We start from the raw sequence: 15430 nt of genomic DNA, 5'->3' as shown, positions 1-15430 counted from the left end.
GTTCAGGTCACTCGGGATCCTTGCCAGCGGCCAGTGACTTTCGCTGTTCGGGGCGGATAACAGCGAAATAACAGGGAACGAATTTTTCTTTCCCTGCTATCGGGCGGATCTTGGGTCAAATCGCCCCAATTAATCCTGTAGTATCAAAGGGATGATTGGTACTTCCCTGTTATTCAATAACAGCGAACCGGGGTCGCAGGAACAGTGAAACCCAGCGCCCGAACAGGGAGCCGGCTTCGACAATCTCCGGACGATGCGAAAGAGCGGGAACGGCGTTACACACCATATCCGCCGCCACCTTGTGACGATTTTTCGGAAGATTGAATCGATCGCATGGGATGCCCCGTTCGGCCGGTTCAGGCGGCGACCACGTCCCGTTCAGTGACATGGGCCTTCAGCCGGTCCCAGCCGAGCCGATGGCTACTTGACCCTATTCGCCACCAGATCATCCACCACCGCCGGATCGGCCAGCGTGCTGGTGTCGCCCAGGCTGGACACGTCGCCCTCGGCGATCTTGCGCAGGATGCGGCGCATGATCTTGCCCGAGCGGGTCTTGGGCAGGCCCGGCGCGAATTGCAGCGCGTCGGGCGCGGCGATCGGGCCGATTTCGGTGCGGACCCATTTGACCAGATCCTTGCGCAGCTCGTCCGACGCGGTCTCGCCCGAATTGAGCGTGACATAGGCGTAGATGCCCTGGCCCTTGATGTCATGCGGCATGCCGACCACCGCGGCCTCGGCGACCTTGGGGTGAAGCACCAGCGCCGATTCCACCTCGGCGGTGCCCATGCGGTGGCCCGACACGTTGATCACGTCGTCGACCCGGCCGGTGATCCACCAATAGCCGTCCTCGTCTCGCCGCGCCCCGTCACCGGTGAAATATTTGCCGCGATAGGTCGTGAAATAGGTCTGGAAGAAGCGATCATGATCGCCCCAGACGGTGCGCATCTGCCCCGGCCAGCTCTTCGCGATGACGAGATTGCCCTCGGTCGCGCCATTCAGCACATTGCCCTCGGTATCGACCAGTTGCGGGTCGACGCCCGGCATCGGCCGGGTCGCGCTGCCCGGTTTCAGGTCGGTCGCGCCGGGCATCGGGGCGATCATCGCGCCGCCGGTCTCGGTCTGCCACCAGGTGTCGATGATCGGGCAGCGGCCCTCGCCGACCACATCGTGATACCAGCGCCATGCCTCGGGATTGATCGGCTCGCCGACCGTGCCGAGCAGCCTGAGCGAGGCGCGGCTCGTCCTGCTCACATAATCGTCGCCCTCCTTCATCAGCGCGCGGAGCGCCGTGGGGGCCGTGAAGAGCGTGTGGACCTTGTGGCGATCGATCACCTGCCAGATGCGGCTGGCGTCGGGCCAGGTCGGCAGGCCCTCGAACATCAGCGTCGTCGCCCCGTTGGCGAGCGGGCCGTACAGGATATAGCTATGGCCGGTGACCCAGCCGATATCGGCGGCGCACCACCACACGTCTCCGGCGCGGTAATCGAACGCCAGTTCATGCGTGAGGCTCGCCCAGAGCAGATAGCCGCCGCTGGTGTGGAGCACCCCCTTGGGCTGGCCGGTCGAGCCCGAGGTGTAGAGGATGAACAGCGGGTCCTCGGCGCCCATCGGCTCGGGCGGACAAATGGCGGACTCGTCCTTCGCTGCGTCATGATACCAGACGTCGCGGCCCTCGCGCATCGTCACGGCACCCCCGGTCGCCTGCACCACGATCACGGTCCTCAGCGCCGGCGCACGCTCGGCGGCGGCATCGACATTCGCCTTGAGCGGAATGCGCTTGCCGCCGCGCCGGCCTTCGTCGGCGGTGACGACGATCGCGCTGTCGCAATCAGTGATGCGCCCGGCCAGCGCCTCGGGCGAGAAGCCGCCGAACACCACGGAATGGATCGCGCCGATCCGCGCGCAGGCAAGGATGGCGAAGGCCGCCTCCGGGATCATCGGCATGTAGATGGTGACGCGATCGCCCTTCTTCGCGCCCTGGCCTTTCAGCACATTGGCGAAGCGGCAAACCTCGGCATGGAGCTCGCGATAGGTGAAGCGGCGCGGCTCCTCGCCCGGCTCGTCTGGTTCCCAGATCAACGCGGTCTGCTCGCCGCGCTTCGCGAGGTGCCGGTCGAGGCAATTGGCCGCGACGTTCAGCCGGCCGTCGGCGAACCACTGGATGTGGAAATCCTTTTCGCCGAACGACCAGTCGCCGGCGATCTCGGGCCGCTTGATCCAGTCGAGCCGGCGTGCCTGTTCGAGCCAGAAGCTGCCCGGATCGGCAAGCGAGCGTCCATAAAGCGTCTCATATCCGTCCGCGTCGAAGCGTGCGCGCTTCGCCCATTCGGGTGGTACGGGATAGAGCGTCTGATCGGACATGGCGTTCTCCTGCGCGCTCTCTTTGCCGCGAGAAGGAGCGATTGCAAGCCCGGCTTGGCGGCCCCTCCGTTTCGATGGTAGACCCGTCCTCCACGGGAGGGGACAAGCACATGACGGGCACGATCCTGGTCACGGGCGGCAGCGGGTACATCGCCGGCTATCTGATCCGCCAGCTTGCCGCCGAGGGGTGGACGATCAATGCCACGGTCCGATCGCTGAAGCGTGAGGCCGAGGTGCGCGCGGCGCTCGGTGTGCCGGGATCGTCGATCCGTTTCTTCGCCGCCGACCTCACGGACGATGCCGGCTGGGCCGAGGCAGTCGCCGGGTGCAGCCATGTCGCGCATGTCGCCTCGCCCTTTCCGCTCGCCGCGGCGAAGCATGAGGACGAGCTGATCGTGCCGGCGCGCGAGGGGGCGCTCCGGGCGCTCCGCTTCGCGTCGGAGGCGGGTGTTTCGCGCTTCGTGATGACTTCTTCGGTCGCGGCGATCGCTTATGGGCACCCGGGGGACCGGACTTATACCGAGGCGGACTGGACCGACGTGACCGCCCCCGGCGTGAACGCCTATGCCAAGTCGAAGACCATCGCCGAGCGGGCGGCGCGCGACTGGGTGGCGCAGCAGGGCGGGGCGATGCAATTCTGCACGATCAATCCGTCAGCGGTGCTCGGGCCCGTGATGAGCACGGATTATTCGACCTCGATCGAATTCGTGAAGCGGCTGATGGACGGTTCGGTGCCGGGCTTTCCGCGGATCGGACTGGCGGTGGTCGATGTGCGCGACCTGGCCGACCTGCACGTCCGCGCGTTGACCGCGCCCGACGTGTCGAATGAGCGCTTCATCGGGTCGGGCCGGTTCATGATGACGCGCGAGATCGGCGAGGTGCTGCGCGCGCGGCTCGGGCGAGAGGCGCGCAAGGTGCCGACACGCGGCATCCCCGATGTCGTCCTGCGCTTGATGGGGCTGTTCGACAGCGGCGTGCGACAGATCGTCGGCGAGCTCGGACGCACAAGGGCAGTGGATTCGAGCCATGCGCTTGAGGTGCTGGGCTGGAAGACGAGGCCCGAGGAAGAATCGATCGTCGACACCGCGCGCAGCCTGATCGATCGGGGGATATTGAAGGTTTGAGGGCGGGCTTCCCTCCTCGTTCCCCGGCGAAGGCCGGGGCCCAGTCGGGAAGGCTGAAGTAACGGCACGCAACGCCAATCAGAATCGTCCCCCGACTGGGCCCCGGCCTTCGCCGGGGAACGAGACGAGAAAGGGTTCAGCGCGCCTTCCCCACGATCGCCGAGAGTGCAATCCCGGCGACGATGAAGGTCATGCCCCAGAAATGGAAGGCGTGGAGCGCTTCGCCCAGCAGCAGCGCCGCGAGTAGGGCGCCGAACAGCGGCATCAGCGTGATCATCTGCCCGGCCCGCCCCGCGCCGATCATGCCGACCGCGCGATTGTAGAGGAAATAGGCGAGGATCGACGGCAGCACCGCGACATAGGCGAAGGCGCCGAAGGTCGCCGGACGCCAGCGGACCGCGTCGCCGCTCAGCCATTCATGGGCCGCGAGCGGCAGCATGGCGAGCGCGCCGATCGTGAAGGTGACGATGAGGAAGCTCAGCGGATCGACCTCGGGCCGGAGCCGGAGCAGCACGGTGTAGAGCGACCAGACCAGGCTCGCCGCGAGGATCAGCGCATCGCCCGCGCCGAGCCGGAGATGGAGCAAGGTGTCGATATCGCCCGCCGAGACGACCCACGCGACGCCGATGGTCGAGGCGATCACGCCGAGGATCTGCAGCGCCCGCGCCCGCTCGCCGAAGAAGAGGCGGCCAAAAAGCACGACCAGTGCGGGGATCGCGGCCTGGATCAGCATCGCATTGGTCGCGGTGGTGTGGTGCAGGCCGGAATAGAGAAAGGCGTTGAACGCGGCGACGCCGAGCAGGCCGAGGACCAGCACCTCGCGCCACTGCGCGCGCAGCGTCGTGGCGTCGGCGCGGAGGCGTCTCCACGCGAAGGGCGTCAGGATCATCGCCGCGCCGGCCCAGCGCACCAGCGCCAGGGTGAAGGGCGGAATATCGTCGCGGACCGCGCGGCCGACGATCGAATTGCCGGCCCAGAGCAGCATGACGATGGCGAGAAAGAGATGGGCGCGCAACAGGGCGGAGGGTGCGGCGGTGGTGGATTGCATGGGGGCCGTTATCGCATGGGCACTCGTTCGGCCAGATGGCGGTAGGCCGTTTTCCCCAAACGTCATGCCGGACTCGTTCCGGCATCCATCGTGCCGCGCGTACAACGGGTGTGGTGTGTGCGGGACGATGGACCCCGGGACAAGCCCGGGGTGGCGGTTTGGAGTGGCACCCCTGCTCTTTCTTTCGACTGTGGAAAGAAGAACGGCCCTTCGACAAGCTCAGGACGACCGGAGAGGGATAGTCGGCGGGATCTCGCCCCGGGCCTACACCACCCGGTACGGCACGGTGCCGCGCAGGTCCGGGTCGACCGCGATGTCGCGGTCGGCGGGCGGGAAGGCGCGCTGGTCGCAATCGTCGCGTGGGCAGAGCCGGCAGGAGATGCCGATCGGGATCGGCGGCGCGCTCCGGTCGAGCGCGTCGGCATAGACGAAGTCGGCGGCATGCTCCGCCTCGCACCCCAGGGTCACGGCATAGCGGCGCGGACTGCGGGTGAAGCTGCCCGAGGGTTTCACCAGCCCCTTGGCCATCGAGACATAACGCACACCATCGGGCGTTTCGGCATGCTGGACGAGGATCCGGTCGGGGATCGCGACGGCCTCGTGCACGATCCATAACGGGCAGGCGCCGCCGAAGCGGGCGAATTGCAGCCGGGTCGCGGAGTGCCGCTTGGTGATGTTGCCGGCCATGTCGACCCGGCAGAAATAAAAGGGGATGCCTTCCGCACCGGGGCGCTGCAGCGTCGACAGGCGGTGGCAGGCCTGTTCGAAGCTGACGCCGAAGCGGCGGCACAGCCGGTCGATGTCATGGCGCATCTGGCGGGCCGTCGCGCGGAACCGGGCATAGGGCATGGTCAGCGCGCCGGCGGCGTAATTGGCGAGGCCGATGCGCAGCAGGTTGCGCGCCTCGACGCTCGATACCGATGCGCCATCGACGATCTCCTGGATGGCGTCCGCGAAGTCGATCGCGACGAGCTGGTGGGCGATCAGGAAGCGGCGGCTTTCGGGCGGCATCGCGCCGTTGAGCGTCAGCCTGCCGCGCTGGCGGTCGAGCGCGCGCAGTGGCGCCGCTTCGTCCGGGGTCGTGACGATGGTGACACCGTGGTCGGCGAGACGGGCGACCAGCGCCGCTTCGCCGGGGCCGAGCTGCTCCGCCAGCGCCTCGGCGGCGCGGTCTAGCGGGTCGACATAATTGCCCGCGATATGAAACCAGTCGCGCACCGCTTCCCATGGCATGCGCGCGCCCGCATCGGAGATGCCGGAGGTCATGCTTTCCTCCACCATCTGCAGCCGTTCCTCGGCGGCGCGCACCGCGGCGTGGAGCGCGATGATGCGGTCGGCGATCTCGGGCCGCTCCTCGGCGAGCCGCTCGATCGCCTCGGGCGGCGGGGCCGGGGGCAGAGCGGGATCGGCCAGCGCGGCGGCCAGGCCGGTGAGGCGCATGGCCGGCGCGTCGCTCTCGATCAGCGCGCCGGGATGGCGGCGGCGCAGGGCGGCGGTCACAGATGGGGTCAGTGGCCGGTCGCCGCTTTCGAGCTGGGAGAGATAGGAAACGGAAATGCCCAGCCGCGCGGCCATCGCCGCCTGGTTCAGGCCCGCCGAGCGGCGCAGGGCGCGAAGCTGTTCGCCGGCATAGAGGCGTGGGGTGCGGGGCAAATTCGGGCTCCGGTCAGGTGCTCTCTTCCGTTCGCCCTGAGCTTGTCGAAAGGCTGTTCTTTCTTCGAGAGGCAAGAAGAAAGTACAGGGCTTCGACAAGCTCAGCCCGAACGGCGATGGGGATGGTTCAACTACTTCGCAAACGGCTTGTTCGCAACTTCGCAAATTCACATTTGCAAAACGCCGTGCACCTTGAAAGAGAGGCCCACCCATTCCGGAGTAGTGCATGCCGTCGACGATCGAGGAGCTTGAGCGCCGGCGCGAGGCCGCCCGCATGGGCGGTGGCGAGAAGCGGATCGCCGCGCAGCACGCCAAGGGCAAGCTGACCGCGCGCGAGCGGCTCCAGGTGTTACTCGATGAGGGCTCGTTCGAGGAGCTCGACATGTATGTCGAGCATAATTGCGTCGATTTCGGCATGCAGGATCAAATCGTTCCGGGCGACGGCGTCGTCACCGGATCGGGCACGATCAACGGCCGGCTGGTGTTCGTGTTCAGCCAGGACTTCACCGTGTTCGGCGGGTCGCTCAGCGAACGGCACGCGCAGAAGATCTGCAAGGTCATGGACACCGCGATGAAGGTCGGCGCGCCGGTGATCGGCCTGAACGATTCGGGCGGCGCGCGCATTCAGGAAGGCGTCGCCTCGCTCGGCGGCTATGCCGAGGTATTCCAGCGCAATGTGCTGGCCAGCGGGGTCGTCCCGCAGATTTCGCTGATCATGGGGCCTTGCGCGGGGGGCGCCGTCTATTCCCCCGCCATGACCGACTTCATCTTCATGGTGAAGGATAGCTCCTACATGTTCGTCACCGGCCCGGATGTAGTGAAGACCGTTACAAACGAGATCGTCACGCAGGAGGAACTGGGCGGAGCGGTGACGCATACCACGAAGTCGGGGGTCGCTGACGTGGCCTTTGATGACGATATCGAGGCGCTGCGCGCGGCCCGCGACTTCGTGGACTTCCTTCCCGCCTCGAACCGCGAGGCAGTGCCCGAGCGGCCGAGCTCCGACCCGTGGGACCGGGTGGAAGAGAGCCTCGACTCGCTCGTCCCGGCATCGGCCAACCAGCCCTATGACATGCACGAGCTGATCCGGAAGACCGTCGACGAGGGCGATTTCTTCGAGATCCAGCCGACGCATGCAGCGAACATCATCATCGGCTTCGGGCGGATCGAGGGACGCACCGTCGGGTTCGTCGCCAATCAGCCCATGGTGCTGGCCGGCTGCCTCGACATCAATTCGTCCAAGAAAGCCGCGCGCTTCGTGCGGTTCTGCGATGCGTTCGAGATCCCGATCGTCACCTTTGTCGACGTTCCGGGCTTCCTGCCGGGGACCGCGCAGGAACTGAACGGCATCATCAAGCACGGCGCGAAGCTGCTTTTCGCTTATGCCGAAGCGACCGTGCCGAAGATCACCGTCATCACGCGGAAAGCCTATGGCGGGGCCTATGACGTCATGGCGTCGAAACATCTGCGCGGCGATCTSAACTATGCCTGGCCGACSGCCSAGATCGCGGTGATGGGCGCGAAGGGCGCGGTCGAGATCATCTTTCGCGGCAGGAGCCGGGAGGAGATCGCCGAGCGCACCGCCGAATATGAGGCGCGCTTCGCCAACCCGTTCGTGGCGGCGTCCAAGGGCTTTATCGACGAAGTGATCCAGCCGCATTCGACCCGGCGGCGCATCGCGCTCGGCCTGCGCAAGCTGCGCGGCAAAAGCCTCGAAAATCCGTGGAAGAAGCACGATAACATACCGCTCTGACGCGAGGCCGATATGGGGCGGTTGCGCTCAATACCGGCTTGCGCGCAGGGTAGGATGCTCAACAAACGACAGGTGACGCGATGATCCTTTTCCTGACCATGGCTCTTCAGGCAGCGGCGCCGGCCGCGGCGGTGCCCGCCCCCGTGGCACCCTGGACTCCCCGCATGAAGGTCGATCCGGCGACCGGCGCGCAATCGGGCTCGGTCTCGGTCTCCTCGGTCGAGGGTAAGGGCCGGCTGGTCGTGCGCTGCGACCGGCGCGCCGACAATGTCGTGTCGATCCAGTTCATCCCGACCCTGCCCTTCGCGGCGGCCACGCCGCGCCCGGTGTCGATCCAGGTCGACGGGGCCGCGCCGCTGGGCGCCAATTGGGATTTCCCGGGCAGCGGGACCTATATCGCCGACGACCAGATCGTGACGACGCTGACCAGCGCGATCGCGCACGCCAAGCTGATCAAGCTGCGCGTGATCGATCCGATGAACAACCCGATCGATGCGAGCTTCGCCGGCCCGCCGAGCGAAGCCCCGGTCAAGCAGGTGCTGGAGGCCTGCGGCTATGTCCTGGGCCAGGCGCCGGTACGCGCGCCGACGCCCGCACCCAAGGCCGCGCCGGCGCAATGATCATCGGTCGCCTCAACCATGTCGGGGTGGCGACGCCGTCGATCGCGGCGGCGATCCCCTTTTATCGCGACGTGATGGGGGCGACCCGCATCCATGAGCCGTTCGATTTGCCGGCGCAGGGCGTGAAAGTGTGTTTCGTTGACACGCCCAACACGCAGATCGAGCTGATCGAGCCGTACGACGCCACTTCGCCGATCAACGGTTTCCTCGAGAAGAACCCGGCGGGCGGGCAGCATCACCTTTGCTACGAAGTGCCCGACATCCTCGAAGCCAAGGCCTGGTTCGAGGCCAAGGGCAAGCGCGTGCTCGGCGAGCCGCGCATTGGCGCGCATGGCACGCCGATCTTCTTCGTCCACCCGAAGGACATGGGCGGCGTGCTGACCGAGATCATGGAAACGCCGAAGGGGGATCATTGATGGCCTATGAGCATATCCTGAGCGAGCGCCGCGGCGACGTGCTGGTGCTCACCCTCAACCGCCCCGACCGGCTCAACGCGGCGCCGCCGGCGATGTTCGACGAACTGCGCGCGGCGCTGGGCGCGCTGGACGGCGCGCGGGCAGTGCTGTTCGCGGGCGCGGGGCGTGCTTTTTGTTCGGGCGCGGATGTAGGGGGCGGGGCGCTCGGCGCGGACAATCCGGGCGAGGCGACCTATCAGGCGCTGACCAACCATTATAACCGGACGATCGAGGCGGTCGCCGATCTCGGCGTGCCGGTGGTCAGCGCGGTGCGCGGGCCGGCGGCGGGGATTGGGTGCAGCCTCGCGCTCGCCGCCGATTTCTGCGTCGCGAGCGAGACCGCCTATTTCCTCCAGGCCTTCGTCAATATCGGCCTGGTGCCCGATGGCGGCGCGAGCTGGATGCTGCCGCGCCTGATCGGCAAGGCGCGCGCGACCGAGATGATGATGCTCGGCGAACGCGTGCTTGCGGCCAAGGCCTATGACTGGGGCATGATCCACAAGGTGACGGCAGACGACACCCTCGATGCCGAAGCCTTCGCGCTGGCCGAGCGGCTGGCGGCGGGGCCGACGGTCGCGCTCGGCCTGATGCGCCGCGGCCTCGCCCATGCGCTCGAGGTGGATTACGCCACCGCGATGGTGCGCGAGGCCGAGAACCAGCGCGCCGCGCGCGGGTCGGCGGATTCGATGGAGGGCGGCATCGCTTTCCTGCAGAAGCGCAAGCCGGCGTTCCGGGGGGCGTGATGACGCGCGACCGCCCATTTTCCACCGTTCGCCCTGAGCTTGTCGAAGGGCTGTCCTTCTTTCTTCGGTCGCAAGAAAGGGCGGGGCTTCGACAAGCTCAGCCCGAACGGGATTTTGGACTTGGGCGATGACCGAAAAGCCTAATCTCGAATCCTGGCAAGCCGCCGCCGCGAAGGAGGTGAAGGGCAAGGACCTGACCTGGCAGACGCCCGAGGGCATCGCGGTCAAGCCGCTCTACACGGCCGAGGATGTGGCCGATATCGACCCCGGCCTGCCCGGGTTCGCGCCCTTCACGCGCGGGGTGCGCGCGTCGATGTATGCCGGGCGGCCCTGGACGATCCGGCAATATGCCGGTTTCTCGACAGCCGAGGCGTCCAATGCCTTTTACCGCCGCAATCTCGCCGCCGGGCAGAAGGGCCTGTCGGTCGCGTTCGATCTCGCCACGCATCGCGGCTATGACAGCGATCATCCGCGCGTGACGGGCGATGTCGGCAAGGCCGGCGTGGCGATCGACACGATCGACGACATGAAGATCCTGTTCGACGGCATCCCGCTCGACAAGATGTCCGTCTCGATGACGATGAACGGCGCGGTGATCCCGATCCTCGCTTTCTTCATCGTCGCGGGCGAGGAGCAGGGCGTCCCCCAGGAGCAGCTGGACGGCACGATCCAGAACGACATCCTGAAGGAGTTCATGGTCCGCAACACCTATATCTACCCGCCCGAACCGAGCATGCGGATCATCTCGGACATCATCGGCTATACCTCGCGGCACATGCCGAAGTTCAACTCGATCTCGATCTCCGGCTATCACATGCAGGAAGCCGGGGCGACGCAGCTTCAGGAACTTGCCTTCACCATCGCCGACGGGCGCGAATACGCGAAGGCCGCGATGGCCTCGGGGCTCGATCTCGATGCGTTCGCCGGGCGGCTGAGCTTCTTCTTCGCGATCGGCATGAACTTCTTCATGGAAGTCGCCAAGCTGCGCGCGGCGCGGAAACTCTGGCACCGGGTGATGACCGACCTCGGTGCGAAGGATGAGCGCTCCAAGATGCTGCGCACGCATTGCCAGACATCGGGCGTGTCGCTGACCGAGCAGGACCCGTACAACAACGTCATCCGCACCACGATCGAGGCGATGGCGGCGATGCTCGGCGGCACGCAGAGCCTGCACACCAACGCGCTCGACGAAGCGATCGCGCTGCCCACCGACTTCTCCGCCCGCATCGCGCGCAACACGCAGATCGTGCTGCAGGAGGAGACCGGCATGACCCATGTCGTCGATCCGCTTGGCGGCAGCTATTATGTCGAGAGCCTGACGCAGGAGCTGTTCGACAAGGCCTGGGAGATCATCGAGCGGGTCGAGGCCGAGGGCGGCATGGCGAAGGCTGTCGCGGCAGGCTGGCCCAAGGCGATGATCGAGGAAGCCTCGGCCGGGCGTGCGGCGCGGGTCGACATGGGCGAGGACGTGATCGTCGGCGTCAACAAGTACAAGCTGGCGGAGGAGGATGCGATCGACATCCTCGACGTCGACAATGTCGCGGTGCGGGAATCGCAGATCGCGCGGATCAGGAAATCCAAGGCCGGCCGTGACGAGGACAAATGTCGGGCAGCGCTCGACGCGCTGCGCGAAGGTGCCGCCGGCACGGAGAATGTCCTCGGTCTCGCGGTCGAATGCGCGCGGCAGCGGGCGACCCTGGGCGAGATCAGCCAGGCGATGGAGGATGTGTTCGGGCGCTACGGCACCAATCCGACGCCCGTTTCCGGCATCTATGGCGGGGCGCACGAGTTCGATCGGCGCTGGCTCGGGCTGCTCGACGGGGTCACGTCGCTGACGCATCGCATGGGGCGCAAGCCGCGCCTGCTCGTCGCCAAGATGGGGCAGGACGGGCATGATCGCGGGGCGAACCTGGTGAGCTCGGCATTCGGCGATCTCGGCTTCGAGGTGGTGCCGGGGCCGCTGTTCCAGACGCCGAAGGAAGCCGCCGATCTCGCCATTGCATCCGATGTCGACGTGGTCGGCGCTTCGTCGCTGGCGGCGGGACACAAGACCTTGATCCCGGAGTTGATCGGCCATCTGCGCGACGCGGGCCGGGGCGATATCAAGGTGATCGCGGGCGGCGTGATCCCAGCGCAGGATTACCAGTATCTGCGCGATGCCGGGGTGCAGGGGATTTTCGGGCCTGGCACCAATCTGGTGAATGCGGCCGGCGAGGTGTTGAAATTGCTGGGGCATAATTTGCCCCCGATCGAGGAAGCTGCTGAATGAACGTGTTGGTTGCCACTCCCAGTCCGTTCGCTTCGAGCGAAGTCGAGAAGCCGGCTCTGGACGTTGCGCAGGGTTTCTCGACTTCGCTCGAAACGAACGGAGAGGGGGCGATCCGTCGTGACTGGACCCGCCAGGAAATCGCCGCGCTGTTCGATCTGCCCTTTACCGAGCTCGTCTTCCGCGCCGCCGAAGTCCATCGCGCGCACCACGCCGCGGGCGAGGTGCAGCTCTGCACGTTGCTCTCGATCAAGACCGGCGGTTGCCCGGAGGATTGCGGTTATTGCTCCCAGTCGGCTTCCGCAGAGTCCGGCCTCAAGGCCGAGAAGCTGATGGAAGTGCAGGCCGTGCTCGCCGCCGCCGCCGAGGCCAAGGCGGCGGGCTCGCAGCGTTTCTGCATGGGCGCCGCCTGGCGCAACCCCAAGGACCGCGACATGGGCGCGGTCGTCGCGATGGTCGAGGGCGTCAAGGCGATGGGCCTCGAGACCTGCATGACGCTCGGCATGCTCGAGCCGCATCAGGCGCATCAATTGGCCAAGGCGGGGCTCGATTACTACAACCATAATATCGATACCTCGCCCGAACATTATGGCGAGGTCATCACGACGCGGACCTTCCAGGACCGGCTCGACACGCTGGAGAATGTCCGCCAGGCCGGCATCAATGTCTGCTCGGGCGGGATCGTCGGCATGGGCGAGACGCGGGCCGACCGGGTCGGTCTCGTCCACACGCTGGCGACGCTGCCGCGCCACCCGGAGAGCGTGCCGGTCAATGCGCTGGTGCCGGTCCGGGGCACCGTGCTGGGCGACATGCTCGCCGACACGCCGCTCGCCAAGATCGACGATATCGAATTCGTCCGCACCGTCGCGGTCGCACGCATCACCATGCCTCTGTCGATGGTCCGCCTCTCGGCCGGCCGCGAGAGCATGAGCGAGGCGACTCAGGCCTTGTGCTTCATGGCGGGCGCCAACTCGATCTTCACCGGCGAGAAATTGCTGACCACCGGCAATGCCGGCGGCGGTGCGGACGAAGCGCTGTTCGCCAAGCTCGGCCTCAAGCCGATGGAGGGCGAGGAGCCGATGCGCGAAAAATCCCCCTCCCGCCTGCGAGTTTCAGGTCGGTCAAGCCCCCGGCTTGACCTGAACGATGCGGGGCATCGTTCACCTGAAACTGGGCCAGGGGAGGGCCTGTCCTTCAGATCGGACCTGGCTGTAGCGGGACAGGCCCTCCCCCAACCCCWCCCGCAAGCGGGAGGGGAGTAAGTGTTCAAGAAAATCCTGGTCGCGAACCGCGGCGAGATCGCGTGCCGCGTCATGCGTACCGCCAAGAAAATGGGGATCGCCACCGTCGCGGTCTATTCGGATGCCGATGCGCGCAGCCCGCATGTACTGATGGCCGACGAGTCCGTGCGGCTTGGCCCGCCGCCGGCGGGCGAGAGCTATCTGCTGGCCGACCTGATCCTGCTGGCGGCCAAGGAAACCGGCGCTGACTGCATCCATCCGGGTTACGGCTTCCTGTCCGAGCGCGAGAGCTTTGCGCGCGCCTGCGCCGAGGCCGGCATCGCGTTCGTCGGTCCGCCGCCGAACGCCATCGCCGCGATGGGCGACAAGATCGAATCCAAGAAGCTGGCCAAGGCGGCCGGCGTCAATGTCGTGCCCGGCTTCCTCGGCGAGATCGACGATACCGAGCATGCCGTGCGCATCGCCTCGGACATCGGCTATCCGGTGATGATGAAGGCCTCGGCCGGTGGCGGCGGCAAGGGCATGCGGCTTGCTTATTCGGAGCAGGACGTCCGCGAGGGCTTCGAGGCGACCAAGCGCGAGGGCCTGGCCAGCTTCGGCGACGACCGCGTGTTCATCGAGAAGTTCATCGAGAGTCCGCGCCATATCGAGATCCAGGTGATGGGCGACCAGCACGGTAACATCGTCTATCTCGGCGAGCGCGAATGCTCGATCCAGCGCCGCCACCAGAAGGTCGTGGAAGAGGCGCCGTCGCCCTTCGTCACGCCCGAGATGCGCAAGGCGATGGGCGAGCAGGCCGTCGCGCTGGCCGCGGCGGTCGGCTATTTCAGCGCGGGCACGGTCGAGCTGATCGTCTCGGGCGCCGACAGCTCGGGCAAGGGTTTCTACTTCCTCGAGATGAACACCCGGCTCCAGGTCGAGCATCCCGTCACGGAATGCATCACCGGCCTCGATCTGGTCGAGCTGATGATCCGCGTCGCCGCGGGCGAGCCGCTTGGCTTTACCCAGGACGACGTCACGCTCACCGGCTGGGCGATCGAGAACCGCGTCTATGCCGAGGACCCCTATCGCGGCTTCCTGCCCTCGATCGGGCGGCTGGTGCGGTATAACCCTCCTGCGAGCACTGAGACGCCCTATCATGAAGTCCCCCTCCCGCTTGCGGGAGGGGTTAGGGGAGGGCCTGTCACGGACTCCGCCTCCGACAGGACAGGCCCTCCCCCGACCCCTCCCGTCAACGGGAGGGGAGAAGAAGCGGACGGCGAAGCCTATGTCCGCGTCGATGACGGCGTGCGCGAGGGCGGCGAAGTCTCGATGTTCTACGACCCGATGATCGCCAAGCTGATCACCTGGGCACCGACGCGCGAGGAAGCGATCGACACCCAGATCGCGGCGCTCGACGCGTTCGAGATCGAGGGGCCGGGCAACAATATCGACTTCGTCTCGGCGCTGATGCAGCATCCGCGCTTCCGCGAAGGCGCGCTGACCACCGGCTTCATCGCCGAGGAATATCCCGATGGTTTCCACGGCGCGCCGGCATCGCCCGAACTGGTCCGCAGTCTCGCCGCCATCGCCGCCTTTGCCGCGACCGCCGAGGCCGACCGCGCGCGGCGGATCGACGGGCAGCTTGGCAAGCGGCTCCAGCCGCCGTCCGACTGGGTGGTGAAGATCGGCGATGCCGAGCATGCGGTGACGATCTCGCCCGACGGCCTCACCGTCGATGGCGAGGAGCTGGACATTGCGCTCGAATATACGCCGGGCGACCGGGTGGTCGAGGCGGAGATCGGCGACGAAATACTGATCGTGAAGATCGCGCGCGCCGGCGCCGGGTTCCGCCTGACCACACGCGGCGCCTCGCACCAGGCGCGTGTGCTGCCCGCGCATGTCGCGCCGTTCGCGAAACACCTGATCGAGAAGATCCCGCCCGACCTGTCGAAATTCCTGCTCGCGCCGATGCCGGGGCTGCTGATGCGGCTCGATGTCGCGGCGGGCGACAAGGTCGAGGCGGGCCAGCCGCTCGCCGTGGTCGAGGCGATGAAGATGGAGAATATCCTGCGCGCCGCCAAGACCGGAAGGGTCAAATCGATCAATGCGGCGCCGGGCGACAGCCTCGCGGTGGATGCGGTGATCCTGGAGCTGGAATAACCGCCGGACAGCGCTCCGCGGTGC

The 15430-nt window shown here is 66.7% G+C and carries 11 protein-coding genes; 8 read left to right on the top strand and 3 right to left on the bottom strand.

The features are described from left to right. Positions 1–420: 420 nt before the first annotated feature. Positions 421–2361, bottom strand: a complete 1941-nt coding sequence (gene acs, locus AC1DX5_RS19540; RefSeq protein WP_478016899.1) for an acetate--CoA ligase — start codon at positions 2359–2361, stop codon at positions 421–423. A gap of 110 nt (positions 2362–2471) precedes the next feature. On the opposite strand from acs, the gene AC1DX5_RS19535 reads away from it, so the two are divergent. Next, complete coding sequence (locus AC1DX5_RS19535) at positions 2472–3485, top strand: SDR family oxidoreductase (protein WP_478016897.1); 1014 nt, start codon at positions 2472–2474, stop codon at positions 3483–3485. Between the two features lie 136 nt (positions 3486–3621). On the opposite strand, the gene AC1DX5_RS19530 is transcribed toward AC1DX5_RS19535, so the two are convergent. Further along, positions 3622–4533 (bottom strand): DMT family transporter, encoded by a 912-nt coding sequence (locus tag AC1DX5_RS19530; RefSeq protein ID WP_478016895.1) that lies wholly within the window; start codon positions 4531–4533, stop codon positions 3622–3624. 264 nt (positions 4534–4797) lie between these two features. Further along, positions 4798–6186 carry a helix-turn-helix domain-containing protein gene (locus AC1DX5_RS19525; protein WP_465174538.1) on the bottom strand — a complete coding sequence of 463 codons (1389 nt, stop codon included), beginning with the start codon at positions 6184–6186 and terminating at the stop codon, positions 4798–4800. Between the two features lie 226 nt (positions 6187–6412). Here AC1DX5_RS19525 and AC1DX5_RS19520 point away from each other — a divergent pair, with 226 nt between their 5' ends. The 7 genes from AC1DX5_RS19520 to AC1DX5_RS19490 all read left to right on the top strand — a co-directional run bounded on the left by AC1DX5_RS19520 (position 6413) and on the right by AC1DX5_RS19490 (position 15406). Continuing rightward, positions 6413–7939 (top strand): acyl-CoA carboxylase subunit beta, encoded by a 1527-nt coding sequence (locus AC1DX5_RS19520; RefSeq protein WP_478016893.1) that lies wholly within the window; start codon positions 6413–6415, stop codon positions 7937–7939. Between the two features lie 80 nt (positions 7940–8019). Then, a complete protein-coding gene (locus AC1DX5_RS19515) occupies positions 8020–8559 on the top strand; it encodes a hypothetical protein (RefSeq protein ID WP_465170280.1) in 540 nt (179 codons plus the stop codon). Next, positions 8556–8975: a methylmalonyl-CoA epimerase gene (gene mce, locus AC1DX5_RS19510; RefSeq protein WP_465170279.1), complete on the top strand. Its 420-nt coding sequence runs from the start codon at positions 8556–8558 to the stop codon at positions 8973–8975. The genes AC1DX5_RS19515 and mce overlap by 4 nt, the downstream gene beginning before the upstream one ends. After that, positions 8975–9757 (top strand): enoyl-CoA hydratase-related protein, encoded by a 783-nt coding sequence (locus AC1DX5_RS19505; protein ID WP_478016891.1) that lies wholly within the window; start codon positions 8975–8977, stop codon positions 9755–9757. Before mce ends, AC1DX5_RS19505 begins: the two co-directional genes overlap by 1 nt. Positions 9758–9884: 127 nt before the next feature. Continuing rightward, the gene (gene scpA, locus AC1DX5_RS19500; RefSeq protein WP_478016889.1) at positions 9885–12026 is read left to right on the top strand and encodes a methylmalonyl-CoA mutase; all 2142 of its coding nucleotides are present in this window, start codon (positions 9885–9887) and stop codon (positions 12024–12026) included. After that, positions 12023–13285 carry a biotin synthase BioB gene (gene bioB / locus AC1DX5_RS19495; protein ID WP_478016887.1) on the top strand — a complete coding sequence of 421 codons (1263 nt, stop codon included), beginning with the start codon at positions 12023–12025 and terminating at the stop codon, positions 13283–13285. The genes scpA and bioB overlap by 4 nt, the downstream gene beginning before the upstream one ends. Further along, positions 13286–15406: an ATP-binding protein gene (locus AC1DX5_RS19490; protein WP_478016884.1), complete on the top strand. Its 2121-nt coding sequence runs from the start codon at positions 13286–13288 to the stop codon at positions 15404–15406. It abuts the gene before it with no gap. Positions 15407–15430 lie beyond the last annotated feature (24 nt).

This window comes from Sphingomonas sp. P2_B6, assembly GCF_056404755.1.
The sequence above is the reverse complement of the archived record's forward strand: the minus strand, read 5'-3'. Positions and strand labels throughout refer to the sequence as shown.

What these genes read in the sequence shown, in the direction of transcription:
- AC1DX5_RS19535 (WP_478016897.1), top strand. Translation starts at nt 2,472, where the DNA reads ATGACGGGCACGATCCTGGTCACGGGCGGCAGCGGGTACATCGCCGGC.
- AC1DX5_RS19530 (WP_478016895.1), bottom strand. Translation starts at nt 4,533, where the DNA reads ATGCAATCCACCACCGCCGCACCCTCCGCCCTGTTGCGCGCCCATCTC.
- AC1DX5_RS19505 (WP_478016891.1), top strand. Translation starts at nt 8,975, where the DNA reads ATGGCCTATGAGCATATCCTGAGCGAGCGCCGCGGCGACGTGCTGGTG.
- mce (WP_465170279.1), top strand. Translation starts at nt 8,556, where the DNA reads ATGATCATCGGTCGCCTCAACCATGTCGGGGTGGCGACGCCGTCGATC.
- acs (WP_478016899.1), bottom strand. Translation starts at nt 2,361, where the DNA reads ATGTCCGATCAGACGCTCTATCCCGTACCACCCGAATGGGCGAAGCGC.
- AC1DX5_RS19515 (WP_465170280.1), top strand. Translation starts at nt 8,020, where the DNA reads ATGATCCTTTTCCTGACCATGGCTCTTCAGGCAGCGGCGCCGGCCGCG.
- scpA (WP_478016889.1), top strand. Translation starts at nt 9,885, where the DNA reads ATGACCGAAAAGCCTAATCTCGAATCCTGGCAAGCCGCCGCCGCGAAG.